The sequence below is a fragment of the Gracilibacillus sp. HCP3S3_G5_2 genome (genome assembly GCF_052063305.1).
In the GTDB taxonomy this organism is placed as follows: Bacteria; Bacillota; Bacilli; order Bacillales; family Amphibacillaceae; genus Gracilibacillus.
This window is the reverse complement of sequence record NZ_JBQHXU010000004.1, coordinates 98256-122623: the sequence shown is the minus strand read 5'-3', so window position 1 is coordinate 122623 and position 24368 is coordinate 98256. Positions and strand designations below refer to the sequence as shown.

Below are 24368 nucleotides of genomic sequence, written 5' to 3'. Positions count from 1 at the left end.
AATGGACATACGTTATGCCAATCATCCGGAGGAAATCAGAAGATATAATACCGAGGAGTTACGTGAGAAATTTTTAGTGGAGAAACTATTTGAGCCAGGCAAAGTGCACTTAACCTATACACATGTGGATAGAATGATTTTTGGTGGTGTAACACCAGCAGCTGAGGAGCTAACCATTAAGCTTGATAAGCAATTAGGTGTCAGCTATTTTTTAGAACGTCGAGAACTAGGTATTATCAATATCGGCAATGATGGTTATGTCGTATTAGACGGTGAGCGTCATGAGATGAAGCGTCATGACGGATTATATGTCAGCCGAGGTACGAAGGAAGTATGGTTCGGCTCCCATGATCCGGCTAAACCGGCAAAATTTTATACGCTGTCATCACCAGCACACCATACGTATCCGACAGTGAAAATTGATATAAAAGATATTAAGCCATTAGAGCTTGGAGAACCAGGCACATTAAACGAAAGAAAAATTCATCAATATATTCATCCTAATGTATGTGAAAGCTGTCAATTACAAATGGGCTTAACAATGCTTCAGCCGGGAAGCGTATGGAATACAATGCCGGCTCATACACACGATCGCCGTAGTGAAGTTTATCTGTATTTTGATATGGAAGAGGATACTCGTGCCTTCCACTTTATGGGTGAGCCAAGTGAAACAAGACACCTTATCCTAAAGAATGAACAAGCAGTTATTTCGCCAAGCTGGTCGATCCACTGTGGAACGGCTACCAGTAACTATACCTTTATTTGGGGTATGTGCGGTGAGAACATTACGTATGATGACATGGATCACATCAAAATGGATCAATTACGTTAAGGAGGATGCTTTATGGGTGCAGGGTTACAGGATTTTTCGCTAGATTATTTTTCATTAAAAGGCAAAACAGCGATTGTAACAGGTGGAAATACTGGTCTTGGTCAGGCTTATACAGTAGCCTTAGCTAAAGCTGGTGCCAATGTGTTTGTCGTCACACACGGCACCAACTGGGACGAAACGAAAGAATATTTAACCAATATCGAGGGCAAAGCAGCATTTTTCCAGGCTGATCTGGCGGATCGTGAGCAGTTACAACAGGTGGTGCCTGCTTGTGTTGATACCTATGGTACAGTAGATATACTTGTGAATAATGCAGGTACAATCAGACGAAGCCCACTCCTTGAATTCAAGGATAAGGATTGGGATGATGTATTGGCATTAAATCTCGATGCCGTGTACTTTCTTAGTCAGGCGGCAGCGAAAGTAATGGTTGAAAAGGGTGCAGGAAAAATTATTAATATTGCATCGATGCTGTCATTTCAAGGTGGTAAATTTATACCGCCATACACCGCAAGTAAGCATGCGGTCGCTGGATTAACCAAATCATTTGCTAATGAGTTGGCGGAACATGGCGTACAAGTGAATGCTATTGCACCAGGATATTTTGCAACGAAAAACACCGCACCAATTCGTTCAGACGAAAAGCGTAATGCAGAAATCCTCTCGAGAATTCCAGCCGGATACTGGGCAGATCCTAGTGACTTAATGGGAACAGTAGTCTATCTAGCGAGTAAAGCATCTGATTATATGAACGGACACATTCTAGCAGTAGACGGTGGTTGGTTAGCTAGATAAATATACAAAACGGGATGAAGGACAAAACGTGGAGAAAAGCAGAAAAAGTGTCCATCATAAGCGAGATGAAGGACAAAACATGGAGAAAAGCAGAAAAAGTGTCCATCATAAGCGGGATGAAGGACAAAACGTGGAGAAAAGCAGAAAAAGTGTCTATCATAAGCGGGATGAAGGACAAAACGTGGAGAAAAGCAGAAAAAGTGTCCATCATAAGCGGGATGAAGGACAAAACGTGGAGAAAAGCAGAAAAAGTGTCTATCATAAGCGAGATGAAGGACAAAACGTGGAGAAAAGCAGAAAAAGTGTCTATCATAAGCGGGATGAAGGACAAAACATGGAGAAAAGCAAAAAAATGTCCATTATCTCGACAGTGAAAGTTATTCAAAAACAGAGCTAGCCTAATTTACATATTGGTTAGTTCTGTTTCACTTGTATAAAAGTATTGCACATGTGTTTAAAAAGGAGGTTAATAATATGCAGTTAAATTTAGGCATTCGTGGTCATGATGTAGACTATACAGAACCACAACAAATAGCAAAGGAAGTTGCTTCTAAAGGATTACATGCTGTTCAATTAGCATTAGCAAAATCTTTAAAAAAATTGCCAACAGAGACTGGGACATTGAGTCCAGGTTATGCAAAATATATTCATCATGCATTTACGCAACATAATGTCGATATAGCGATACTTGGTTGTTATATTAATATGATTCATCCTGACACGGTAAAACGTGAACAATTGTTAACTAGGTTTAAGGAACATATCCGTTTTGCTAGAGATTTCGGCTGCAGTATTGTCGCTTCCGAGACAGGTAATGTGAATGAAAAAATGGGTTATACGGAAGCAAATTTTACCGAAGAAGCTTTTCAGAAAGTGGTAAACAGTGTAAAGGAATTAACAGATGAAGCAGAAAAGTGGGGCGTTATTGTTGGGATAGAAGGCGGGATTAACCATCCCATTCATACTCCAAAAAAAATGAAACGACTAATAGACGAAGTAGATTCCAATCATTTACAAGTTATTTTTGATCCAGCCAATTTTATGTCGATGGTAAACTACGAGCAGCAAGAACAAGTTTTTGCCGAATCATTTGAACTGTTCGGGGATCGTATCGTAGCAATTCATGCAAAGGATTTTGTTATAAAAGATAACTGGATCAAGATGGTCCCCGTTGGCAAGGGTTTATTAAATTACGAATTACTCTTCGAATGGTTAAAAGAGCATAAGCCATATATCGAAGTACTTCTAGAAAATACGAAAGAGCCATTTATTGATGATAGTATTCGTTATTTACAGCTAAAATATCAGAGAGCATAGCTACTCTTCCTAAAGCTCTCTGAAATATCTACTTCTTAAGATTTTGATTGAAAAAGTTATTATTTATATTCCATACAAATTTGTTATTCTGTATCTAAGGCGACACGCATATATGAATATATCGAGGTGTGAGTAAATGAAAGACCGAAATAGAACAACAAATGATAACTCCTTCACTTCGTTTTCTTTTGTTTATAAGAGTACTAAAGACCCTCAAAAAGAACTTCCAAAACACTTGCATGACTTTTATGAAATCATTTATGTATATAGTGGCAAAGGTGTATTTTTTATTAAAGATACCCTTTATGACATGGGGAAGGGTGATATTTTTATTATTCCAAATAACACCATCCATCACGCAAGGCCAGAAAAAAGAAATCCAGTAACATCCTCTGTTATATTTGTTCATAGTTCATGTTTGATGTCTAACACCGTTGAGGAATCCTATTCATTTCTTCATTTGTTCGAGCAGATAAAAAAAGTGAAGAAATACAAAATAACCTTACATCAAGATCAGATTACGCAGTTTGAAGATAAACTTAGTAGTATTAATAAAGAGTTCACAAGTAGTGACATAGGCTGTAGGCATGCTTCTCTACTTATCGTTCAACAAATCATTATTAATTTATACCGAATATTTGCAAAAACAACATCCAAGCAGAATGAAGCAATAGAAACTTATTCCTATTCTTGGATTAATGAAATACTTGAATATATTGAAAGAAATATTCACACAAAACTAACTTTAAGTGAACTTGCAAATCAAGCACTGGTAAGCCCAGCGCACCTTAGTAGGGTTTTTAAAGAGACTACTGGAATGAATGTTACTTCATACATTAATCAAAAAAGAATAATAGTAGTGAAAGAGCTATTAATAGAAGATAACTATACAATTAATAATATTGCTGAATTAACTGGATTTGAAAGCATGCCACATTTTTATCGTACATTTAAAAAATATACGGGTATGACACCTTCAGCATATAGAAAAAAACATCATACATCTCATCATTTAATGTAAACGTTTAATATTTAAGGGTGGAAGGGAGAGGTTGAGTATCACCATACCACTCTTTTAATCACTTAGAGAAACTAGTTGAAATCTTTTTCATTAAATTATATATGACGATGCTAGGGTTATTGCAGCATATCTCCATTCTCCTTTGTTTTTTACATTAAATCGCTAACATCAAAAAACGGTACAGAACAAGCAAGATAGACAATATTTATTTCCCTTTTTCCTTGTTATCATAAATACAAAGGAGGACTTGGTATATGAAAGCGATTGTGTGTGATAGACCAGGAAGTTTTACATATAAAGAAAAGAAATCTCCATTGCCAAAAAAGGGGGAAGCTATTGTCAGGATTAAACAGGTAGGTATATGTGGAACTGATATTCACGCATATCGTGGCAATCAACCGTTTATCCAGTATCCCCGTATTTTAGGACATGAATTAGCAGGCATTGTCGAAAATATAGATGATAAAGTAATAAAAAGAGGTGATCAAGTCTCCATTATCCCGTATTTGCATTGTGGTAAATGTATAGCATGTAAATCGGGTAAAACAAATTGTTGTGTAAAAATGAAAGTTCTTGGTGTACATGTTGATGGTGGAATGTGCGAACGAATAGCTGTCCCCATTTCTAATCTAATAAAGACAAATGGTTTATCGTTAGATGCAACAACCGTAATCGAACCACTTAGTATTGGAGCACATGCTGTTAGAAGATCTAGTATTACATCAAATAAAACAGCACTTGTAATAGGCGCTGGTCCGATTGGTTTAGGTGTAATGGCATTTGCAAAGCAAGAAGGAGCTAGAGTAATTGCTATGGATATCGATGAAAACCGGCTGAAGTTTTGCAGGAAATGGGCAAAAGTGGACGAAACCATTAATGCTCTTCATTCACCAAGTGAAGCGATAAAACTAGTAACAAATGGTGAAATGCCTACAATAGTCTTTGATGCAACAGGAGATAAAAGATCTATGCAGGATTCTTTTCGTTTTGTTGCACATGGAGGTGAGTTAGTCTTTGTTGGCTTAGTGAGGGAAGATATCGTGTTTTCTGATCCATCCTTCCATGAGAAAGAAATTAGCTTGTTAGCGAGTCGTAATGCGACTAAAAAAGATTTTCTGCATGTTCTGCAAGTAATACGTAATGGAAATATAGCGGTTGGTCAATATATTACTCACCGATCAAAGTTTGAAGAGGTGGATAGCAACTTTCAGAAATGGTTACAACCTGAATCAAAGGTGATCAAAGCTATAGTAGAATGCTGATCCGCAACTCTGAACAAAACTAGCAAAGAGGAAGAATTCATTTTTGGGTAAAAATGCAATCAGATTCTACAAGTTACATAACTGAAAGGAGTGTGTCTATGAAATACAGGAAGTTGGGACATACTGGACTTAATGTGTCCATTTTAAGCTATGGGGCATCTTCCCTTGGATCTGTGTTTCGAGAAATAAATGAAAAGGAAGGCATAAGGTCTGTTCATCAAGCATTGGATTTAGGGATAAACTATATAGATGTGTCGCCATACTATGGATTAACAAAGGCAGAAACTGTGCTTGGAAAGGCCGTCAAAGGTATTCCTCGCGATAAGTTTATTTTATCGACCAAAGCAGGTCGTTATGGAGAAAATTCATTTAATTTCTCGAAACAAAGGATTATCTCAAGCTTAGAAGAGAATATGGAACGATTAAAAACGGATTACATAGATATTCTACTACTTCATGATATTGAATTCGGGGATTATAACCAAGTGATCGAAGAGGGAATTCCGACATTAAAGCAACTAAAGCAAGAAGGGAAAATTCGCTACTATGGTGTTTCTGGCTTTCCGTTGTCTATTTTCGAAAAAGTTTTAAAAGTTACAAATTTAGATGTTATCTTATCTTATTGTCACTATTCATTAAACAATACTTCACTCTTATCTCTTCTTCCTTTATTAGAAAAAGAAAAAGTGGGATTGATCAATGCTTCTCCATTATCAATGGGATTATTAAGTTCCAGTCCAGTTGCTGAATGGCATCCTGCATCAGAAGAGATACGTAAAACGTGTAAAAAAGCAGCTTTGTTTTGTGAACAAAGAGGAGAGAACTTAGCAAAGCTTGCTATTCAATTTGCGGTAAATAATGAAAAGATACCTACTACACTTGTTAGCACAGCAAGTGTAGAAAATATAACACAAAATGTAGAATGGACAGAGGAACCTATAGATCTTGACTTGTTAGAATCTGTAAAAGAGATGTTAAAACCTATACATAATAAGTCTTGGTTAAGTGGAAGAGCTGACTGGAAGTAATATAGTATGAGAGGTCTGGGCGCATATGCATATCAAAAAAAAGTATAAACATATCAATTTAAACAATTTTTAGTTCCTTCCATCTCCTTTAAATTTAAGATAGATGTTATCACTATCAGCCACGCTCAACTTCTGGACACAGAAGCGAGTGGGTAGACTTGATGATAACAATATTTATCCAAATTAACCGAAAAAGGGGAGGACAATGTATGAGAAAGTGGCAGGTTCAGCTTATAGTGGGTGGAATGATTTTGTTACTACTCATGTTAGTATCATGTAGCAATAATGAAAGCGCTTCAAATGAAGAGGGTGAAATTGCGGAAAATGGAAGTGAAGAGCGTCCAACCATTCGATTTATGACCAATCTATTAACACCAAATGTACCTAATGAGAACATCTTAAAGAAGGTGGAAGATGCTACTGATTTTAACTTAGAAATTGATTGGATACCTGATAATAATTACAACGAAAGGTTAAACACGGCATTTGCGACAAACACACTTCCAGATGTAGTTGCAATTGGTTTTCAACAAATGGATCAGTTTAAAGATGCCATACGGGATGATCAGTTTTGGGAAATAGGTCCGTATCTCGATGAATATGAAAATTTAAGCAAATTAAGAGAAGATATTATCGAAAATACCAAAATAGATGGAAAGATCTATGGCTTGTATCAAGGCCGACCGCTATCTAGGTCAGGGATTATTTATCGCAAAGATTGGGCAGATAACTTAGGATTGTCTGCACCAACAACAACTGATGAATTTTTTGAATTGGCAAAAGCATTCACAGAAAATGATCCAAATGGAAGTGGCGAAAATGATACGTTTGGTTTAACTGATCGGGGGGATCTTATATATGGATCCTTTAAGACAATTGCCTCATGGTTTGGTACACCAAACAATTGGGGTGAAAAGGATGGTGAACTATTACCTCAATTTATGTTTCAAGAGTATAAAGACACAATGGATTTTATGAAAGAGCTACATCAGAACCAATATATGAATCAAGATTTTTCAGTAACAAGTAAAGAAGATCAATCAGCAATGTTTAAAAATGGTACTGCCGGAATATATGTAGGGTCGTTATCAGATGTGAAAGCTATATATGATGATGCTTCTAAAATTAACCCAGATGTTGAATATGATGTTCAAAATTATGTAGAAGGTCCACATGGTGAATACGGCATTTGGTCAATTCCTGGTTATGGGAGTTTAATGTTATTTCCTAAATCAGCAGTAGAATCGGAGGATGAATTAAAGAATATATTAGCATTTTATGATTATTTGATGACGCCTGAAATAGCTAATCTAGCTTTATGGGGAGAAGAAGGAGTACATTATGAATTGATCGATGACCAGGCAGTAGTGATTGACCAAGACAAGTATGATGCAGAAGTAAGGCCATATAAAATATTTGAAATAGGTGAACCAGAAACAAGTGGGAAATATGAACCGTATAATGACTATGAGACAGTTTTAAAAGCATTGGACCTAGAAAAGGATAATGAAAACTACCTTATTCAAGATCCAACCGTTACATTAGATTCTGAAACATATGCTACTAATGCTGGGGAATTGGAACAAATTATAACAGATGCTACCTACCAATATATATTAGGACAAATAGATGAAGCAGGGTTTGAAGCTGCTATTGAGAGGTGGATGGATGCTGGCGGAGCAAATGTAATAGCTGAATTTAATGATAGTTATCAGGAGCAAAACAGTGGGGGCTAAAAACCTTGCCAATTGTTAGTAAGGTTAAGTTTATTGTAGCTTTTTGTCGTTTGCAGTGGAGGCATTACGTACGACGACGAAAAAACTTAAATCCTATCCTCGATAACTATGGTTAGAGATAGGATTTAAGTTGCATTAATTTATTCATCCAATCAAGAAAGGTGTGCTACCATGAATACTAAAAATAAAAAGCTTTGGTACAAAAAACCAGCTGCTAATTGGAACGAAGCACTACCAATTGGAAATGGTAGACTAGGTGGTATGGTATTCGGACAGGTAAACAATGAAAAAATTCAATTGAATGAAGACTCTGTTTGGTATGGCGGTCCACGTGATCGATTAAATCCAGATGCACTAGCTAATATGGAAGAAATAAGGGCGTTACTACATGAAGGTAGACTTAAAGAAGCAGAGGAATTAGCAAAACTATGTTTATCTGGCATTCCGAAAAGTCAGCGTCATTATGAACCATTAGGTGAAGTAAATACTAATTTTCAAGATATAGAAAATGTCACCGACTATTATCGTGAACTAGATTTAAACACGGCAATCGCCACAACTCGTTTCTTAGTAGATAATAGCAAGTATCATAGAGAGATATTCACAAGTTATCCAGATCAACTATTAGTCATGCGACTTACAACGACAAATCCAGATGGATTATCTTTTCAGTTATATTTGGATAGAGGAAATACTCGAAATCTAGATACTACTGCTCAACGTTCAGATTCTAGTATGGTCATGTCAGGTGAGACAGGTGGCAAAGATGGAATTGCTTTTTCCGCATTAGTAAAAGTAATAGTGGAAGATGGAGAAGTAAAGACACTTGGTAATCGTATATGTGTCAATGAGGCAAGTACCGCAACAATATTGCTCAGTGCAGCAACTTCATTTAGATATAGTGATCCAATTAAACAATGTGAGCAAATAATAGAAAAGGTAATGATGACAGATTATGAAATTCTGAAGAAACGCCATATCGAAGATTATCAACAACTTTTCCACCGAGTCGATCTGGATATGACGAATCAGGCTGATTTAAAGGAGAGTATACCAACTGATGAAAGACTAAACAATATGAAACAAGGCGAAACAGATATAGGATTGATTAATACATACTTTCATTTTGGTCGCTATTTAATGATTGCTTCAAGCAGACCGAACTCCTTACCTGCCACACTACAGGGGATTTGGAATAACAATATGCTCCCACCATGGGATAGTAAGTATACGATCAATATTAATGCACAGATGAATTATTGGCCGGCTGAAGTATGTAATTTATCAGAATGTCATTTACCTTTATTAGAACATATTGAAAAAATGAAAGAATCAGGTAGAATCACAGCGAAAACAATGTATAATTGTCGAGGTTTTACAGCGCATCATAACACAGATATTTGGGGTGATACAGCACCACAAGATATTTATCCACCAGCAAGCTATTGGCCGTTGGGGGCTGCTTGGCTTTGTTTACATTTGTGGGAGCATTATGAGTATACAGGAGATATAGAATTTTTAAATGACAAGTATGACACAATCAAAGAAGCAGCACTATTCTTTGTCGATTTTCTTGTGGAAAATAAGGAAGGGGTGTTGATCACAACACCGTCTGTATCCCCAGAAAATACGTATGTATTACCAAATGGTGAGAAAGGTAATTTATGTGAAGCACCAGCTATGGACAGTCAGATTATCTTTGCGTTGTTTTCTAGTTGTATTAGCGCAAGTGAGGTACTGGACGTGGATGAAGATTTTCGAAAGCAATTGATTAACATGAGATCCAAACTACCTCCAATAAAAATAGGAAAGCATGGTCAAATTCAGGAGTGGTTAGAAGATTATGAGGAAGCAGAGCCAGGTCACCGTCATATTTCACATTTATTTGCCTTACATCCAAGCAACCAAATCTCTCCTTTAACAACACCAGAGTTAGCAAATGCAGCAAAGGTTACGCTAAATAGGAGATTAGCACATGGTGGAGGGCATACTGGCTGGAGCAGAGCGTGGATCATTAATATGTGGGCACGTTTATATGAAAAAGAGAAATCCTATGAAAATGTATTAGAACTATTAAAACAATCAACATTACCTAATTTATTTGATAATCATCCACCGTTTCAAATTGATGGGAATTTTGGTGGTACTGCCGGCATAGCAGAGATGCTTATGCAAAGTCATCAAAAAGAAATTCATCTGTTACCATCTGTCCCAAAAGCATGGAAAGATGGGTATGTTAAAGGATTGAAAGCAAGAGGCGGCTATGAGGTGGAGTTCAAATGGGAAAATCATCAATTAACTTATGCGACTATTACTTCGAATCAATCAGGGATTTGTCGTGTAAGAGTACCATATCCTGTAGAGGTATCTATAGATAACCATAACGTTACAAAAAAAGACTCATGTTTATTTGAATTCCCTGTAGAAGACAGTAAATCTTATTACCTTTCGTTCCGCTCCTAAAGAAATATCGGTAATTGGTTTGATCAGTAAAAATGACAAAAACATAAAAATAGTAGTATCCTTAAGGATATTACCTCAAAAGAGAAGAGACTAGAACCATGAATAGTCACTTCTCTCTTTTTATGTGTGGTAGAAGCATTTAATGAGGCTTTAACAGAAATGAAGGAAGACGGTACATTAGAGGTCAATGTGAAGCAGGCTGTATATACACTGCTATTGTGCAAAAGAAGGACAAGCAAGTAGCGAGAAAAGAAGCGTCACAATTGTTGACAAAAGTTGGTTTACACGACAAGATGAATTTATATTCGTATTAATAATCTGGTGGGCAGCAGCAGCGTGTAGGTATTGCACGTGCACTTGTATTGAATTAGAGTTAATATGCCAACATCTGCACTTTTGATCCTGAGTTGGTTAGTGAGGTACTTAGTGTCATAAAGAAATCTTTATGAATGGTGGTTATATTGTGGAAATCCAGAAGAAGTGCTTGAACACCAAAAGAACCATGAACGAAGCAATTTCTTACATGTATTTTAGCAGACTATAAAGATATTACATACTGATTGAGGAGAGGGATGGAGGGGAAAGTAATGAGAAAACATCCGCCAAACCATGAACATACAGACGAGAATATGATTAAAGTCGAAGTGAATTTAGATGACACACCAGGTGAATGGCTCGGTTATGTGATGGACAAGCTGTTTGATGCAGGTGCAAATGATGTGTATTACACACCGATTTATATGAAGAAGAATCGACCTGCGGTACAATTACAACTGCTATGTAGCGAAAATCATTTAACTGACATAAAGGACATTTTGTTATCTGAAACGACAACGTTAGGTATTCGCTATTATCCGTTGACGGTATATCGAATGGAGCGAAGAACAAGAACAGTCGAAACAGGTTGGGGGCCCGTTACGGTAAAGGAGGGTATGCAACAAGGAAAAGTTGTGAAAGCTTCTCCTGAATATGAGGATTGTAAAAAAATAGCAGAGCAGCACGGTATCCCTTTGAAGGATATCTATCATATTGTTTGGAAAAAATTAAAATAAGTACAAAAGTGTGAATTAGTTTCTCTCTCCATTATTTTGTGTTAAAATCGAAAATCGACTAGCAAAATGGTTTTACAAATAATTAAATCAATTTTAACACATATAGATTGGTAACGGAGGAGAGTTTTCAACATGAATATACTAGTAGTAAAAGCAAATAATCGCCCTTCTACAGAGGCAATTTCCAGCAAAATGTACCATGCGTTTATGGCTGAGCTGGAGAATAAAGACGTAAATATCACAACTTACGATGTGTATGAAGAAGACACACCATTTTTTGGCCAGGAATTATTCAACGCTTTCAGTAAAGTCCAAAATGAAGAAGAATTAACCGATGGTGAATCACGTCTGTTAGCTGCAAAACAAAAAGCAATGGATCTCCTTTCAGCTGCAGATGTTGTCGTATTTGCATTCCCATTATGGAATTTAACGATCCCAGCTAAACTACAAACATTCATTGATTATGTATATGCTGCTGGTTTTTCCTTTAAATATGATGTCGAAGGAAACCTGATTCCCTTATTAACAGACAAAAAAGCTATTTTTCTGAACGCTCGTGGTGGCATTTATTCCACGCCTGAGACTGAGCCAATGGAGATGGCAGTAAACTATATGCGCAATGTAATTGGCGGTGTGTTTGGTATGCAAATAATCGATGAAGTAATTATTGAAGGCCATAATGCTATGCCAGATAAAAGTGAGGAAATCATTGCTGCTGGTTTAGAAGAGGTCAAAGCTTCTGCACAACGATTAGCAGAATTAGCTCTTAGCATTTAAGAGGATAATAGACATATAAGTAGAGTATTCGCCCGCTTTTCGTACATGTTCGAAGCGGGTCTAATTTATGTCGATGAACAGGGAAAACCCCACCGTACAGATGGGGTTCTTCGATTATGTTTAGAGCCTCAAATTCTTCTTGATGGAGAAAAAGTTTATATTCTCATTGTTTTCTCATTTTTCTCTAAGCTTCTCTTCATCTTCCTTGGATAATATATAACTAACAACAAGTGAGGAGGAAATAAAGTGAAAAATAAAACATTTTTTATGATTGTATCAGGATTGATTGTAATAGGGGTCTTACTAGCGGCAGTACAATTCTCTGCTACTCCGGCTAGCGCTTATTTATCAAAAGAAGAAGCAGAGGAGAAGGTAACTGCTAAGTTCCCTGGAGAGATTGTTGAATTTGAATTAGATGATAATGAAAAACTATATGAGGTGGAGATCGAAAAAGAAAATCGAGAGTTTGAGTTAAAAGTAGATGCCGAAACTGGTGAAATTATTAGCTTAGAAGAGAAAGAACGAAAAACAAGTAAAGAGCCTACAACAGATCGTGAAGAAGCTAACAACAAAGTCACAACAGTAGCCCTTTCTGATAATAAAGGCAAAAACAGTAATGATCATGACAATCAGTCTGATAATAAGCATACTTCCAAAAGTTCAGAAAGTAAGTTGATTTCAGCAGAAGAAGTCCAATCAATAGCTACAAAAGAGTATCCAGGAATCGTCAAGGAGCTTGAGTTGGATGAAGACGATGGTCAATACTATTATGAGCTGGAGATACGAACGGAATATGGAGAAGTAGAGTTAGAGATAGATGCCTATTCTGGTGAGATTATTTACCTGTCCGTTGATGATGATGGAGACAGTGCTAAGCAACATCATTCCTCAGACAACAAGAACAGCCTCATTTCAACAGATCAAGCACGCTCGATTGCGTTAGAGAAATTTAATGGAAAAATCAAAGAATTAGAACTTGATGAAGATGATGATCGATACATCTATGAAATCGAGATTCGTACAGGTAAAGGTGAGGTAGAATTAGAAATAGATGCAATTAATGGAGCGATCCTTAAAGTAAATTACGATGACTAACATTATCTCGATAGATTATGGCCAATTTTTACGGAAAAATAGCTGAAAAAGAAGGCTTACAATTTTCTCATAAGTAGGTAAGGTGCATGATCTGTCACTTCGAGATGACGTTAATTTTTATACTATAAGAACAGGCTGGGTGTTTAAAGCACTCAGCCTATGGTTTTACCTACCGGTAATTAATTTTTAGTAAAATCGTGTGACACTGGCCCGGTGCTTTCTCGTTCAGTAAGTGATGGATTCAATTTTCTAACCATCTTCGTTTCTTCTGATTCTATGCGATGAATAACAGCATCTACGATTTCCTTTGCGAGCTCATCAACAGGTACCCCAATACAAGTCATTGGAATTTCAGTTGTTTCCATTTGAGGTATATTGTCATAACTGATTAAAGAAAAGTCATCTGGTACGCCTAGCCCTTTTTCTTGTAGTGCACGTAAAATACCACTGCTCACATCATAGCTCCCACCGATGATTGCTGTTGGCCTTTTCTTTAAATGTAAGACATCGTCTACGGCAAGATAACCATCGAACCAATCTAAACCAGTAGTGGCAACACTCTGTTCTGTCAGGCCCATTTGTTTCATTGCTTTTTGATATCCTTCTACTTTTTCATTTTGCAAAGCATCCTCCGTATTCATTAACCCAACATAGGCAATATTCCGGTGTCCTAAATCATATAAATATTGTACGGCTTTTTTCATTGCTTGTTCATGATTAGCATCTATGATTGGGTAGGTTACCTCTTTTTTTCCTGATACTCCGTACGCAACAAAAGGAATATTTTCTTCAGGAATCATCTTTTCGGATTCAGCGAAGACAATCATGCCATCGACTTGAAATTTTTTAAAGGTTTCCATCGCTGTATCAGTGGAATCTACTGACAAAATCATCGAATAAGGGGTAGATTCAAATGCTTTACTAATATTCGTAACTAAAGTTGCAAGCACAATTCTTTCAATAGTTGGCCAAATTAATCCAATAACTTCTGTCTTTTTTCGAACCAATTGTTTTGCAGCTAAATTAGGTTCATAGCCCATTTCCTTTGCGACACGCAGAATTTTTTGTTTTGTCACTTCCTTTACAAGCGGACTGTTATTTAATGCTTTCGATACAGTAGAGTAGCTGACATTAGCTTCTTTTGCGATATCCTTTATCGTTACACTCATGATTGATCACCTTTAACTTTCTTAAAATTAATAATTTATAGTTGTGTTCTATTTTTAAATAGTATATCATAAAAATAACAACGTTGTTATTATTTTTATACGAAAATATGCAACCGTTAACAAAAAGGAGTGGAAATAGTTGGAACAATTTCGAACAGTAGTGGAGGCGTTACAAGCGGGACAGTTGCCTGATTCGTCGGAAGTAATTCAAGTCTATGAGAAGTCATTTGAAAAGAAGGATAATGCTTCTGTTGTGATGGTGAAGTCGGATACTACAAAGTACCTGGTAGTAGCAGGCGAAGGTCCTTTATTTGATGCTTTACAAGGAGATGTAGTTGCAAATGGGAAAGTGTGTCCATTAACACATGGAAATAGTAAAGTCTTGAACCAATTCTTTGATTATACAAAACCAAAGGCATTTGGAACGGATATTGCCACAATGGGGCTTGGTGATCGTTTAGGTATAGCATCACCAGGACATATTGAAACGGTTCAAGAAAGAAAAGTAAAGCCAATCCTCGCTCAACAAAGTATTCGGGAATTAACCCTATTAAACCGTACCATGACAGACATTTTAGATGCAGCTACTTTCGCTGTTTTTCAAGAGGGCTATAAGGATGGATATGGGGCGGATGCCGATCATATTAAACTGGAAAAAGATATTGAGTACGCTTTAGACTTAGGCTTCTCATTTATTACATTAGATTGTTCTGAGCAGATTCGCAATGATGTCGAAGGTCTGACAGCAGAGGATATTGATAAAGAATATGCAGCTTTACCTGTAGATCGTAAAGAGTATTTTAATAGCCATTATTTAAACCATACATTTAATATTCAAGGCCAAAAGATATTGTTTGATGAAGCAAATCTCCATAAAAATGTGCTTGTTTATGGTGAAGCGATTGATTTTATGGAACATGTTTATAAAGAACATATTTCGAAAGCGGAGCAAGCTATTGATTTTGAAATCTCTATAGATGAAACAGAGACGGTTACGGCGCCAGAAGCTCACTTTTTTGTTGCAGAAGAACTTCGCAGAAGAGGCGTTACAGTTCAAAGTTTAGCTCCTCGATTCTGTGGTGAGTTCCAAAAGGGAATTGATTATATTGGTGATCTTACCCAATTTGAGAAAGAGCTGCAAGCACATGCCGAAATTGCTAAATACTTTGGCTATAAGTTAAGTATTCACTCTGGCAGTGACAAATTCAGTGTATTCCCGATCATTGGAAAGTATACAGAAGGTTTACTGCACATTAAAACGGCAGGTACTAACTGGCTTGAAGCAGTTCGGGTAATTGCACAAGTAAATCCTGACCTTTATCGTCGGATGCATGTCTATGCAGAGGAGCATTTTGAAGAGACATTGCAGTACTATCATGTAACACCAGACTTAGACAGTGTAGCATCATTAAATGAAATGAAAGATGAAGATCTTCCATCCTATATGGATCATGACGCATCCCGCCAATTATTCCATGTTACATATGGAATTCTCTTGACTGCTAAAGATGAATCAGGCAATGATTTGTTTAGAACCGAATTTTTTACTACTTTAATGAAAAATGAAGATGCATACCGGGCAGCATTAGTAAAACATATCGGTCGACACTTAGATTTATTGGGATTATAAGAAGCTATGACAAGCTGATAAGGACGGAATCTATGTTTTGTGGTTGATGAAAGTGAATAGAAAGGAAAGTGGGGATAAGATGAAATCCTTTATGGATGATAATTTTGTATTAGCTAACAAGACGGCGGAAACATTGTATCACAAGTATGCCAAAGATTTACCGATTATCGATTACCATTGCCATTTAAGTCCACAAGAAATTTATGAGAATACGCAATTTGAAAATATTACGAAAGTATGGTTATACGGCGATCATTATAAATGGCGTGCAATGAGAGCGAACGGTATAGAAGAAAAATATGTAACAGGTGATGCAAGTGATTACGATAAATTTTTAGCATGGGCAAAAACAGTTCCACAGCTTATCGGTAATCCACTTTATCATTGGACACATTTAGAATTAAAACGCTATTTTGGCGTCGAAGAGCCACTTAACGAAAATACCGCACCTGCTATATGGGAAAAGGTTAATAACTTGTTAAATAGTGGAGAATGGAATGTTCGTGACTTTATCGTAAAATCCGGTGTGGAAGTGGTTTGTACAACAGATGATCCAACTGACTCTTTGGAGTATCATGAAAAAATCAAAGCTGATCCATCCTTTGATGTAAAAGTATTACCAAGCTATCGCCCTGATAAAGGATTGGAAATTAATCGTGACGGCTTTACAAGCTGGGTACAAAAATTAGCGGATGTTTCAGGTTTGACCATCGATTCTTATGAAATTTTTCAGCAGGCATTGCGAAACCGTATTGACTTCTTCCATGAAATAGGTGGTAGAGTTTCCGACCATGCTTTAGACGAAGTGATGTATGAAGAGGCAACAGAAGAGGAAGTCAGTGCTATTTTTGCCAAAGCATTAAAAGGTGAGCAGGTATCTCTGGAAGAGGAGAAAAAATATAAGTCTTTTACCCTTACCTTTTTAGGTAAAGAATATCATAAAAGAGGCTGGGCGATGCAATATCATATGAACGCTCACCGTAACAACAATGCTCGCCTGTTTAATCAGCTTGGTCCTGATACAGGATTTGATTCAATGAATGATAGTTTATTAGCACAGCCATTGGTGAAACTGCTTAATTCACTGGATAAAGCTGATGCTTTACCGAAAACCATTCTTTACTCTTTAAATCCAAGAGATAATGTAACGATTGCAACCATTATTGGCAGTTTCCAAGGTGGAGGCGTTCCAGGAAAAATGCAATTTGGAACTGCTTGGTGGTTTAATGACACGAAGCTAGGTATGATCAATCAAATGGAGACACTTGCCGATATAGGTGTATTCAGCCGCTTTATTGGTATGCTTACCGATTCGCGCAGCTTTTTATCCTATACACGCCACGAGTATTTCCGCCGTATTATGTGTAACTTAGTTGGTGAATGGGTAGAAAACGGGGAATATCCAAATGATGAAGAAACACTAGCAGAGATTGTCCAAAATATTTCCTATTACAATGCAAAAGAGTATTTTAATTTTTAATTAAAAGCGTTTAGATACGAGCTGCACCTCCAAGTTTGTTTGTGTTACTAACAATGGAGGTGCAGTTCATTACTTATCTAGAGCGTTTTTTCAAACTTTCAAAAAGGGTTTGTTATCCGCTAAGGTAGCTTATGACGCACTTACCAAAGGCCATAATTCAACATCTACTCAAAGCTTACCTGCACTTCGCTGGTTGTAATTAATGATTAGTCGAATAAACTTGCGAGACTCCAATCAAGTCATGTCTCTCATACTACAACTCTAATAGCGAATGTTCACTTTCCTCATGTTAATTGCGTAATAAATGCTGTTGCGATACCAAAATAAATCAATAATGAAAAAATATCATTGATGGTCGTAATAAGTGGGCCGGAAGCGACAGCAGGGTCAATTTTTAATTTATATAAAATCAAAGGGATAATCGTACCAGCTAATGTTCCAATTATTAAGGTAATAAGTAAGGAGCTGCCTACCACTAATCCGAGTGTCATGTTTCCTCTCCATAAATAAGCAATGATGGCAATCATAAGGCCACAGGTTATACCAATAATTACACCGACCCATAATTCACGAAGAATTAATTTAAGTACTTGTTTAAGATTCAAGTCATCTGAAACTAACCCGCGAACAACGACTGCTAATGATTGTGTCCCGGTATTCCCTGTCATGCCGGCGATGAGCGGCATAAAAAAGGCTAATGCCACCACAGACTGCAAAGTGTCTTCAAAGGTGCTAATAATACTGCCGGATATAAGGCCAATGAAAAGTAAAAGAATTAACCAGGGAAGTCTTTTATAAGCAGCGACAAGAGGCTTTGTGTTAAAGTTGATCGCTTTACCGGAGGCAGATAATTTTTCAATGTCTTCATTTGCTTCCTGCATCACCACGTCGATCACATCATCAACCGTAACGATCCCTACTAACGTATTATCTTTTTCAACAATAGGCAAGGATACAAAATCATAGCGGCTGATCAATTTCGCAATCTCTTCTTGATCCGTATATACGTCAGCTTTTACTACCCTGCGGTACATGACCTCTTCTACTTTGTCGTGTAAATCTGCCAATAGTAAATCTTTATAAGATACGACACCTACTAGCTTCTTATTCTCATCAATCACGTACAGGTAGTTAAGATATTCCGCCAGTTCGGCAAAGTGTTTTAACTTATCAACTGCTTCACGAATCGTAAAATGCTGAGGAATCCATACATAGCGATTGTTCATAAGTCTACCGGCTGTTTCAAGCGGATAGTTCATTAGGTTTTGCACAATCTTTGACTCTTCCTCTTTCATTTCCGATAATAATTCTTCTATTTTTTCTGGTTCTAAATCTGTAAGAAGAGAAGCCAAGTCATCATTTTGCATTAGGTCAAATACCTTCGAGGATTTTTCAATTCCTAATTTGTAAATAACAGATAGCTGTTCTTCTTTATCAAGCTCTTGCAAAAGGTCTGTTAACTGTTCAATTGACAAATAAAGCAGATATTTATTGCGATGTTTTGGTGGTAGACTGTGATATTGTTGTGCTATATCATATGGCTGTAATTCATCAATAAGATCTTGTAGTACGTCTTTCTTTCCATCTTTTAATGCTTGAATGATAGCCAGTGAGTTTTCATTTTTTGTCATATTTACCGTCATTTTACCCCCTCCTTCTTTAACAGATTTTCCTTATAGGTTTCCACCTGGTGTAGCAGTTATGTAAAAAATCTTCGCTTGTATAGGAATGGTCATGTGGAAAGCAGCTTTTTTTGAGAGAAGCACTATCCTTCTATTACTTTGACGTGAAATTTCCGATTTCGTGGTCCATCAAATTCGCAGAAATAAATACCTTGCCATGTTCCTAATACGAGACGTCCATTGGAGACAACGATTGTCTGATTATGACCGACGGTGCTTACCTTGAGATGTGCTGCAGTGTTACCTTCCATATGTAAATCCTCATGGTGTTCCCATGGGTATACTTCACGTAGTCTACGTAAAAAGTCCGTTTTTACATCAGGATCAGCATTTTCATTAACGGTAATTCCTGCAGTGGTATGGAGTGAAGATACAATTACGATACCATTAGTGATATTTTGCTCGCGGAGGAATTGTGCTACTTCTGATGTGATATCAATCATTTGATCATGGTTTTTCGTTTTTAAAGGGAAGGTCTTTTCCATTTTCATCATCCTTTTTAAAAATATGGTATAATATATATTCTACTAAAAATCAATTATATGTTAAAATTTTCTGTAAATACAAATATGGAAAGGATGGTAAGGAAATATGGTTCAAGCAATACATACCAATAAAGCTCCCCAAGCAATCGGTCCTTATTCACAAGCAATAGATGCAGGAGATTTCGTCTTTGTTTCGGGGCAAATCCCATTAAATCCGGAAACGATGGAAGTAGTAGAGGGAGATATTGCCGTTCAAACGGAACAAGTAATGCAAAACCTTGAGGCGATTTTGACAGAAGCAGGCTTGAGTTTCGCCGATGTTGTCAAGTTCACAATTTATATTACCAATATGGACGACTTCGCCACCATTAATGAAGCATATGCAAAATTTTTAAAGGAGCCATACCCAGCTAGAGCCACTGTAGAGGTAAGTAAGTTGCCTAAGGGTGTTGGTGTGGAAATGGATGTAATTGCAAAAAAATAAGTGAAGAAACTTCCAGGCCTGTTCAGAAGCCGGGAGTTTTTATTTGTTGGAAATAAAGTGAAGTGAGTGTAAGAAGCGGAAGACTCTTAGTTTGACTCCCATTCTCCTTGATTTTTTAAAATGAATAGAATTTTACAATTTTTGGGGTTAGACAGCTTTATTTTAGGAAAAAGTATATAAAAAAGGATAAATTTCTTCCCATAATTATAAAAATCTATCATAATATAAGAGTAAGTACTATGGTGAAAAGGAGTAAATCTATGAAAAAACTAACATGGATGCTTATTGTTTTGACTTTTATTGGACTAGCAATTGCACCATTTACTTTAGCAAGTGATGGTGATGAAGATGTTATCGATGAAAGATACGGTAAACCGAAAGTAGTTCTCGGTGAGGCACTCTCAGATTCCGATAAAGATAAAGTAAGAAATTTGTTAAACGCTACGAACCCTGACCAAGTAGATGAATATATTATTACCGCAGAGGACCTTGTCAACTTTATTGGTGGGGATCCAAGCTCCAATATGTATTCCTCTGCGAAAATTACCCGTAAAGAAGAAGGTCATGGAGTAGTAGTTAATATTGTGAACCCAGAGAATATTACCCAAGTAACGAATGAAATGTATGCCAATGCTTTATTAACAGCCGGAGTGGAAAATGCGCTTATAGAAGTAGCTTCCCCATTAAAGGTAACAGGACATTCGGCTTTGACTGGTATCTATAAGGCGTTCAATGTGGATGGAGAGTCATTAGATCAGGAACGAATGGAAGTAGCCAATGAAGAATTAGATGTAGCAACAGATTTAGCAGAAGATGCTGGTATAGAACCTGAAAAAGTAAGTGAACTATTAAGTGAAATCAAACGTGAAATTTCTGAACAAAATCCAGCAACAAAAGAAGATGTTGAACGGATTGTGCGTGAGCAATTAGAGCAATTAAATATTGAGTTAAGCCCGGAAGACAGGGAAATGCTTACTAACCTTTTTGAAAAAATGCGTGATTTAAATATTGACTTCGGTAAAGTCTCGGAACAGCTGGAAACAATTGTTAGTGATCTTAAAGGAAAACTAGATGAAGTAACAGGGGGCGACACCGAAGGCTTTTGGCAAGAAGTCAAAAACTTCTTCCAAAGAATTCTCAATTCGGTCCGAAACATGTTCAACTAAAGAGTAAACAAAAGAATTTATCATTACAAAAATCCAAACGATGATGATATGCTCCCCATAAGGTAGACAGATAAAAAATAAAAATCTGTTTCCTTAAGGGGAGTTTTTATGTCCAAGGCACTAACGTATTTTTAAAAAGTTGATATACATGTAACCACCGCTTCGGTTTGCACATTTTGCTTGCGTTGTAGAATGTATCTTCTAGCGGAGGCCGCACGCTTTCACTCCTGTGGGAATGTTTTATCTGAAGATCCACTTTTCCAAGCGAGCTTTGATTGGAAAAGTTAGCTGAAGATAAAACCCCACGGAAAGGAAAGTGGGCAGCCGGAGCGATGGTCAAGTACAAGCATTATCTCAATATTACTACATAAGCTAGTGAACAGTGTCGCACAACAATACTTATTGCATCGCTCGTATTTGACGTTAAAAAATTAGATGATGTTTCAATCTCATTTTTAGGAATAGAATTGTTTGTCCAGTCTCAAGTAATTAAACTAATCGCTTGCGGATAAAGCCTGAAATCTGGTCAATAATCGTTACAGTAATAATGATTACTAACAGGATCATTCCAACTTCTTCCCAATTTCGGTTCAGATAGGCAAAGGTAATCAATGTACCGATCCCGCCTGCACCAACAATACCTAACACGGACGAAGCACGCACGTCAATTTCAAAGCGATAAATCGCATAGGATAGAAATTCAGGTAATACCTGTGGGAAAATTCCGTAAAATAAAATTTGGACTTTATTGGCACCACTGGCTTCCAATGCCTCTATCACATGCATATCAATTGATTCGATAACCTCAGAATAAAGTTTGCCCAGCATACCAGTTGAGCCGATCGCAATGGCCAATACCCCTGCGAACGGATTCGGTCCTACCGCTGCCACAAAGATGATTGCAAGGACAATCTCAGGAAAGGCACGTATACCACCTAGGATCCACATCCCGATGTTATTAAAAAATTTATTTTTTACCATATTCGAAGCGCAGAGGAACGCAAGTGGCACAGCAATAATAGCTGCGGCTAATGAACCGGTATAGGCGATGAACAATGTCTCTAACATCATTTCGGCAATAGTACCTGTTTCTTCTATAGCTGGTTGAAAGAACTTAGGGATAATCCGGTCAAAATTATCTAATGTTCGTTCGCTAAAAATATTGTCCCAGCGAATTTCGATACTTGTAAAAGTCCAAATATAAATAAGGACAATGACGATAGTCAGGAAAATCCGTTTAAACAGGGTAAGCTTACTTTTGGGTCTCTCCGGAAGGGTCCATTCTTTCTTCATTATACAAGTCCCTCCCTTAACTTACCACTAATGAAATCAATCACGACAACGACTGCAAATACTATAATAATAATCGTACTAACGGCCTGATAGTTCATGAAATTGATTTGTGTGTTTAATAATTGACCAATACCACCAGCACCAACTAATCCTAACACCAATGAAGCACGAATATTTATTTCAAAGACATAAAGGCTGAATGAAATGAATTGTGGCAATACTTGTGGCACAATTGCAAAACTAATCGTTTGAAGTCCATTCCCTCCAGATGCGCGAATTGCCTCTGTCGGATTCATGTCAATTGTTTCAATGACCTCACTCATCAGCTTTACCAATATTCCGACCGCAAATATAATTAATGCGACAATACCAGAAAAAGCACCGATACCGAAAAGTCCTACAAACACAACAGCCAATACAATATCCGGAATCGTTCGAATAATATTTAAGATAAAACGCATTCCTTGATAGATCCAAGAATTCGTCGTTACATTATTGGCCGTTAATAAGGAAAAAGGAATACTAATAATAACGGCAATCGTAGTGGCAATAATAGCTATATGTATTGTTTCAAACAGTTTCGGCCATATTTGATTGACATAGCCCCAATCAGGTGGAAAAAAATCACCAACTAAGCCAAAAACATTCGGTAGTTTTACAAAAAAGTGAACAATAAATGATTCCGTCTTGATAGAGCTAATTAGGTAAAAAACAAGGACAACTATTAGAGAAATGGTAACGATCCATTTAGTTTTGGAAGGATACAAACCTTTTGGTACGAAGGGAGGTTCTTTACTCATCCTCCACCCCTCCTCGACGGTCTTCATCACGGATCGAACGACCATAGATTTCTTCGAATGTTTGCTCAGTCACTTCACTTGCAGGTCCATCAAAAACTACTTCACCAGCACGCATACCGATAATACGGTCCGCATATTCCATTGCCATATCAATAAAGTGAAGATTCACAATCGTGGTAATGTTATCTTCACGATTTATCTGTTTTAAATATTTCATTACTTGATGAGAGGTAGGGGGATCAAGACTAGCTACCGGCTCATCGGCTAAAATTAACTTCGGTTTTTGGGTCAGTACACGAGCAATACTGACGCGTTGTTGCTGACCACCACTTAATTCATCTGCTCGGTTATATAATTTTTCTTCAATATTAACACGCTTTAAATTTTCATAAGCTAATTGCTTATCTTCTTTAGAAAAGAGGTTCAGAATACTCTTTAAAGTACCTGTATAACCTAAACGACCTGAAATAACATTCTTCATTACGGTGGATCGTTTGACAAGATTATAGCTTTGGAAAATCATCCCGATCTTCGTGCGGAGCTTTCGTAATTCTTTGCCTTTAGCTTTTAAAATATCTTCATCATCCACTATTAAGGAGCCGCTAGTAGGTGTTACAAGTCTATTAATACTACGGATAAAAGTAGATTTACCTGCACCGGATAGCCCGACGATAACTACAAATTCTCCTTCGTTAATATTGATATTAATATTTTTTAACCCTTCTGTCCCGTTTGGATAGACAAGTGAGACATCTTTGAACTCAATCATGGTCTAGCCCCTTTCATTCATATGGAAACAGG

At 37.0% G+C, this 24368-nt stretch carries 22 protein-coding genes and 1 pseudogene; 17 read left to right on the top strand and 6 right to left on the bottom strand.

The window, feature by feature from the left end; genetic code table 11:
- The first annotated feature begins 1 nt into the window (after position 1).
- The 13 genes and pseudogenes from kduI (at position 2) to ACTNEP_RS07620 (ending at position 13378) form a co-directional block, all read left to right on the top strand.
- On the top strand, positions 2 to 832 hold the full coding sequence (gene kduI / locus ACTNEP_RS07680) for a 5-dehydro-4-deoxy-D-glucuronate isomerase (protein ID WP_441161235.1): 831 nt from the start codon (positions 2 to 4) through the stop codon (positions 830 to 832).
- 12 nt (positions 833 to 844) lie between these two features.
- Positions 845 to 1627 (top strand): 2-dehydro-3-deoxy-D-gluconate 5-dehydrogenase KduD, encoded by a 783-nt coding sequence (gene kduD, locus ACTNEP_RS07675; protein WP_441161234.1) that lies wholly within the window; start codon positions 845 to 847, stop codon positions 1625 to 1627.
- Between the two features lie 28 nt (positions 1628 to 1655).
- On the top strand, positions 1656 to 2024 hold the full coding sequence (locus tag ACTNEP_RS07670; protein WP_441161233.1) for a hypothetical protein: 369 nt from the start codon (positions 1656 to 1658) through the stop codon (positions 2022 to 2024).
- Positions 2025 to 2101: 77 nt separating this feature from the next.
- Positions 2102 to 2944 (top strand): sugar phosphate isomerase/epimerase family protein, encoded by an 843-nt coding sequence (locus ACTNEP_RS07665; protein WP_441161232.1) that lies wholly within the window; start codon positions 2102 to 2104, stop codon positions 2942 to 2944.
- 136 nt (positions 2945 to 3080) lie between these two features.
- Positions 3081 to 3965, top strand: a complete 885-nt coding sequence (locus ACTNEP_RS07660; protein ID WP_441161231.1) for an AraC family transcriptional regulator — start codon at positions 3081 to 3083, stop codon at positions 3963 to 3965.
- 254 nt (positions 3966 to 4219) lie between these two features.
- Positions 4220 to 5227, top strand: coding sequence for a zinc-binding alcohol dehydrogenase family protein (locus tag ACTNEP_RS07655; protein ID WP_441161229.1), 1008 nt, complete (start codon positions 4220 to 4222; stop codon positions 5225 to 5227).
- 98 nt (positions 5228 to 5325) lie between these two features.
- Positions 5326 to 6255, top strand: coding sequence for an aldo/keto reductase (locus tag ACTNEP_RS07650; RefSeq protein WP_441161228.1), 930 nt, complete (start codon positions 5326 to 5328; stop codon positions 6253 to 6255).
- Positions 6256 to 6464: 209 nt separating this feature from the next.
- Positions 6465 to 7991, top strand: coding sequence for an extracellular solute-binding protein (locus tag ACTNEP_RS07645; protein WP_441161227.1), 1527 nt, complete (start codon positions 6465 to 6467; stop codon positions 7989 to 7991).
- Between the two features lie 171 nt (positions 7992 to 8162).
- On the top strand, positions 8163 to 10454 hold the full coding sequence (locus tag ACTNEP_RS07640) for a glycoside hydrolase family 95 protein (protein ID WP_441161226.1): 2292 nt from the start codon (positions 8163 to 8165) through the stop codon (positions 10452 to 10454).
- Between the two features lie 215 nt (positions 10455 to 10669).
- Positions 10670 to 10894 (top strand): annotated as a pseudogene (locus ACTNEP_RS07635) (ATP-binding cassette domain-containing protein); the annotation flags it as partial.
- Positions 10895 to 11041: 147 nt separating this feature from the next.
- Positions 11042 to 11506 (top strand): nickel insertion protein, encoded by a 465-nt coding sequence (gene larC / locus ACTNEP_RS07630; protein ID WP_441161225.1) that lies wholly within the window; start codon positions 11042 to 11044, stop codon positions 11504 to 11506.
- Positions 11507 to 11638: 132 nt separating this feature from the next.
- Positions 11639 to 12283 (top strand): FMN-dependent NADH-azoreductase, encoded by a 645-nt coding sequence (locus ACTNEP_RS07625; RefSeq protein ID WP_441161224.1) that lies wholly within the window; start codon positions 11639 to 11641, stop codon positions 12281 to 12283.
- 246 nt (positions 12284 to 12529) lie between these two features.
- Complete coding sequence (locus ACTNEP_RS07620) at positions 12530 to 13378, top strand: PepSY domain-containing protein (protein ID WP_441161223.1); 849 nt, start codon at positions 12530 to 12532, stop codon at positions 13376 to 13378.
- A 179-nt stretch (positions 13379 to 13557) separates the two neighbouring features.
- Here the strand turns inward: ACTNEP_RS07620 and ACTNEP_RS07615 are convergent, their stop codons facing one another.
- On the bottom strand, positions 13558 to 14547 hold the full coding sequence (locus ACTNEP_RS07615; protein WP_441161222.1) for a LacI family DNA-binding transcriptional regulator: 990 nt from the start codon (positions 14545 to 14547) through the stop codon (positions 13558 to 13560).
- A 139-nt stretch (positions 14548 to 14686) separates the two neighbouring features.
- On the opposite strand from ACTNEP_RS07615, the gene ACTNEP_RS07610 reads away from it, so the two are divergent.
- Entirely contained in the window at positions 14687 to 16177 is a 1491-nt protein-coding gene (locus ACTNEP_RS07610; protein WP_441161221.1) for a tagaturonate epimerase family protein, read from the top strand.
- Between the two features lie 79 nt (positions 16178 to 16256).
- Positions 16257 to 17657, top strand: a complete 1401-nt coding sequence (uxaC, locus tag ACTNEP_RS07605; RefSeq protein WP_441161220.1) for a glucuronate isomerase — start codon at positions 16257 to 16259, stop codon at positions 17655 to 17657.
- Positions 17658 to 17941: 284 nt separating this feature from the next.
- Here the strand turns inward: uxaC and mgtE are convergent, their stop codons facing one another.
- Both mgtE and ACTNEP_RS07595 read right to left on the bottom strand, forming a co-directional pair.
- A complete protein-coding gene (mgtE, locus tag ACTNEP_RS07600; RefSeq protein ID WP_441161219.1) occupies positions 17942 to 19300 on the bottom strand; it encodes a magnesium transporter in 1359 nt (452 codons plus the stop codon).
- Between the two features lie 122 nt (positions 19301 to 19422).
- Positions 19423 to 19824 carry a secondary thiamine-phosphate synthase enzyme YjbQ gene (locus ACTNEP_RS07595; RefSeq protein ID WP_441161218.1) on the bottom strand — a complete coding sequence of 134 codons (402 nt, stop codon included), beginning with the start codon at positions 19822 to 19824 and terminating at the stop codon, positions 19423 to 19425.
- 106 nt (positions 19825 to 19930) lie between these two features.
- Between ACTNEP_RS07595 and ACTNEP_RS07590 the strand changes: the two genes are divergently transcribed.
- On the top strand, positions 19931 to 20308 hold the full coding sequence (locus ACTNEP_RS07590) for a RidA family protein (protein ID WP_441161216.1): 378 nt from the start codon (positions 19931 to 19933) through the stop codon (positions 20306 to 20308).
- Positions 20309 to 20568: 260 nt separating this feature from the next.
- Positions 20569 to 21474: a DUF1002 domain-containing protein gene (locus ACTNEP_RS07585; protein ID WP_441161215.1), complete on the top strand. Its 906-nt coding sequence runs from the start codon at positions 20569 to 20571 to the stop codon at positions 21472 to 21474.
- Between the two features lie 489 nt (positions 21475 to 21963).
- Here ACTNEP_RS07585 and phnE (ACTNEP_RS07580) read toward each other — a convergent pair whose 3' ends face one another.
- From phnE (ACTNEP_RS07580) to phnC, 3 genes are read right to left on the bottom strand one after another with little or no spacing between them, the layout of a single operon-like run.
- On the bottom strand, positions 21964 to 22767 hold the full coding sequence (gene phnE / locus ACTNEP_RS07580; RefSeq protein WP_441161213.1) for a phosphonate ABC transporter, permease protein PhnE: 804 nt from the start codon (positions 22765 to 22767) through the stop codon (positions 21964 to 21966).
- Positions 22767 to 23567, bottom strand: coding sequence for a phosphonate ABC transporter, permease protein PhnE (phnE, locus tag ACTNEP_RS07575; RefSeq protein ID WP_441161212.1), 801 nt, complete (start codon positions 23565 to 23567; stop codon positions 22767 to 22769). Before phnE (ACTNEP_RS07575) ends, phnE (ACTNEP_RS07580) begins: the two co-directional genes overlap by 1 nt.
- Entirely contained in the window at positions 23560 to 24336 is a 777-nt protein-coding gene (gene phnC, locus ACTNEP_RS07570) for a phosphonate ABC transporter ATP-binding protein (protein ID WP_441161211.1), read from the bottom strand. Before phnC ends, phnE (ACTNEP_RS07575) begins: the two co-directional genes overlap by 8 nt.
- Between the last annotated feature and the right edge of the window lie 32 nt (positions 24337 to 24368).

What these genes read in the sequence shown, in the direction of transcription:
- kduI (WP_441161235.1), top strand. Translation starts at nt 2, where the DNA reads ATGGACATACGTTATGCCAATCATCCGGAGGAAATCAGAAGATATAAT.
- larC (WP_441161225.1), top strand. Translation starts at nt 11,042, where the DNA reads ATGAGAAAACATCCGCCAAACCATGAACATACAGACGAGAATATGATT.
- phnE (WP_441161212.1), bottom strand. Translation starts at nt 23,567, where the DNA reads ATGAGTAAAGAACCTCCCTTCGTACCAAAAGGTTTGTATCCTTCCAAA.
- ACTNEP_RS07665 (WP_441161232.1), top strand. Translation starts at nt 2,102, where the DNA reads ATGCAGTTAAATTTAGGCATTCGTGGTCATGATGTAGACTATACAGAA.
- ACTNEP_RS07595 (WP_441161218.1), bottom strand. Translation starts at nt 19,824, where the DNA reads ATGGAAAAGACCTTCCCTTTAAAAACGAAAAACCATGATCAAATGATT.
- ACTNEP_RS07660 (WP_441161231.1), top strand. Translation starts at nt 3,081, where the DNA reads ATGAAAGACCGAAATAGAACAACAAATGATAACTCCTTCACTTCGTTT.
- phnC (WP_441161211.1), bottom strand. Translation starts at nt 24,336, where the DNA reads ATGATTGAGTTCAAAGATGTCTCACTTGTCTATCCAAACGGGACAGAA.
- ACTNEP_RS07655 (WP_441161229.1), top strand. Translation starts at nt 4,220, where the DNA reads ATGAAAGCGATTGTGTGTGATAGACCAGGAAGTTTTACATATAAAGAA.
- ACTNEP_RS07625 (WP_441161224.1), top strand. Translation starts at nt 11,639, where the DNA reads ATGAATATACTAGTAGTAAAAGCAAATAATCGCCCTTCTACAGAGGCA.
- uxaC (WP_441161220.1), top strand. Translation starts at nt 16,257, where the DNA reads ATGAAATCCTTTATGGATGATAATTTTGTATTAGCTAACAAGACGGCG.
- ACTNEP_RS07640 (WP_441161226.1), top strand. Translation starts at nt 8,163, where the DNA reads ATGAATACTAAAAATAAAAAGCTTTGGTACAAAAAACCAGCTGCTAAT.
- kduD (WP_441161234.1), top strand. Translation starts at nt 845, where the DNA reads ATGGGTGCAGGGTTACAGGATTTTTCGCTAGATTATTTTTCATTAAAA.
- ACTNEP_RS07645 (WP_441161227.1), top strand. Translation starts at nt 6,465, where the DNA reads ATGAGAAAGTGGCAGGTTCAGCTTATAGTGGGTGGAATGATTTTGTTA.
- ACTNEP_RS07615 (WP_441161222.1), bottom strand. Translation starts at nt 14,547, where the DNA reads ATGAGTGTAACGATAAAGGATATCGCAAAAGAAGCTAATGTCAGCTAC.
- ACTNEP_RS07585 (WP_441161215.1), top strand. Translation starts at nt 20,569, where the DNA reads ATGAAAAAACTAACATGGATGCTTATTGTTTTGACTTTTATTGGACTA.
- ACTNEP_RS07650 (WP_441161228.1), top strand. Translation starts at nt 5,326, where the DNA reads ATGAAATACAGGAAGTTGGGACATACTGGACTTAATGTGTCCATTTTA.
- ACTNEP_RS07590 (WP_441161216.1), top strand. Translation starts at nt 19,931, where the DNA reads ATGGTTCAAGCAATACATACCAATAAAGCTCCCCAAGCAATCGGTCCT.
- mgtE (WP_441161219.1), bottom strand. Translation starts at nt 19,300, where the DNA reads ATGACGGTAAATATGACAAAAAATGAAAACTCACTGGCTATCATTCAA.
- phnE (WP_441161213.1), bottom strand. Translation starts at nt 22,767, where the DNA reads ATGAAGAAAGAATGGACCCTTCCGGAGAGACCCAAAAGTAAGCTTACC.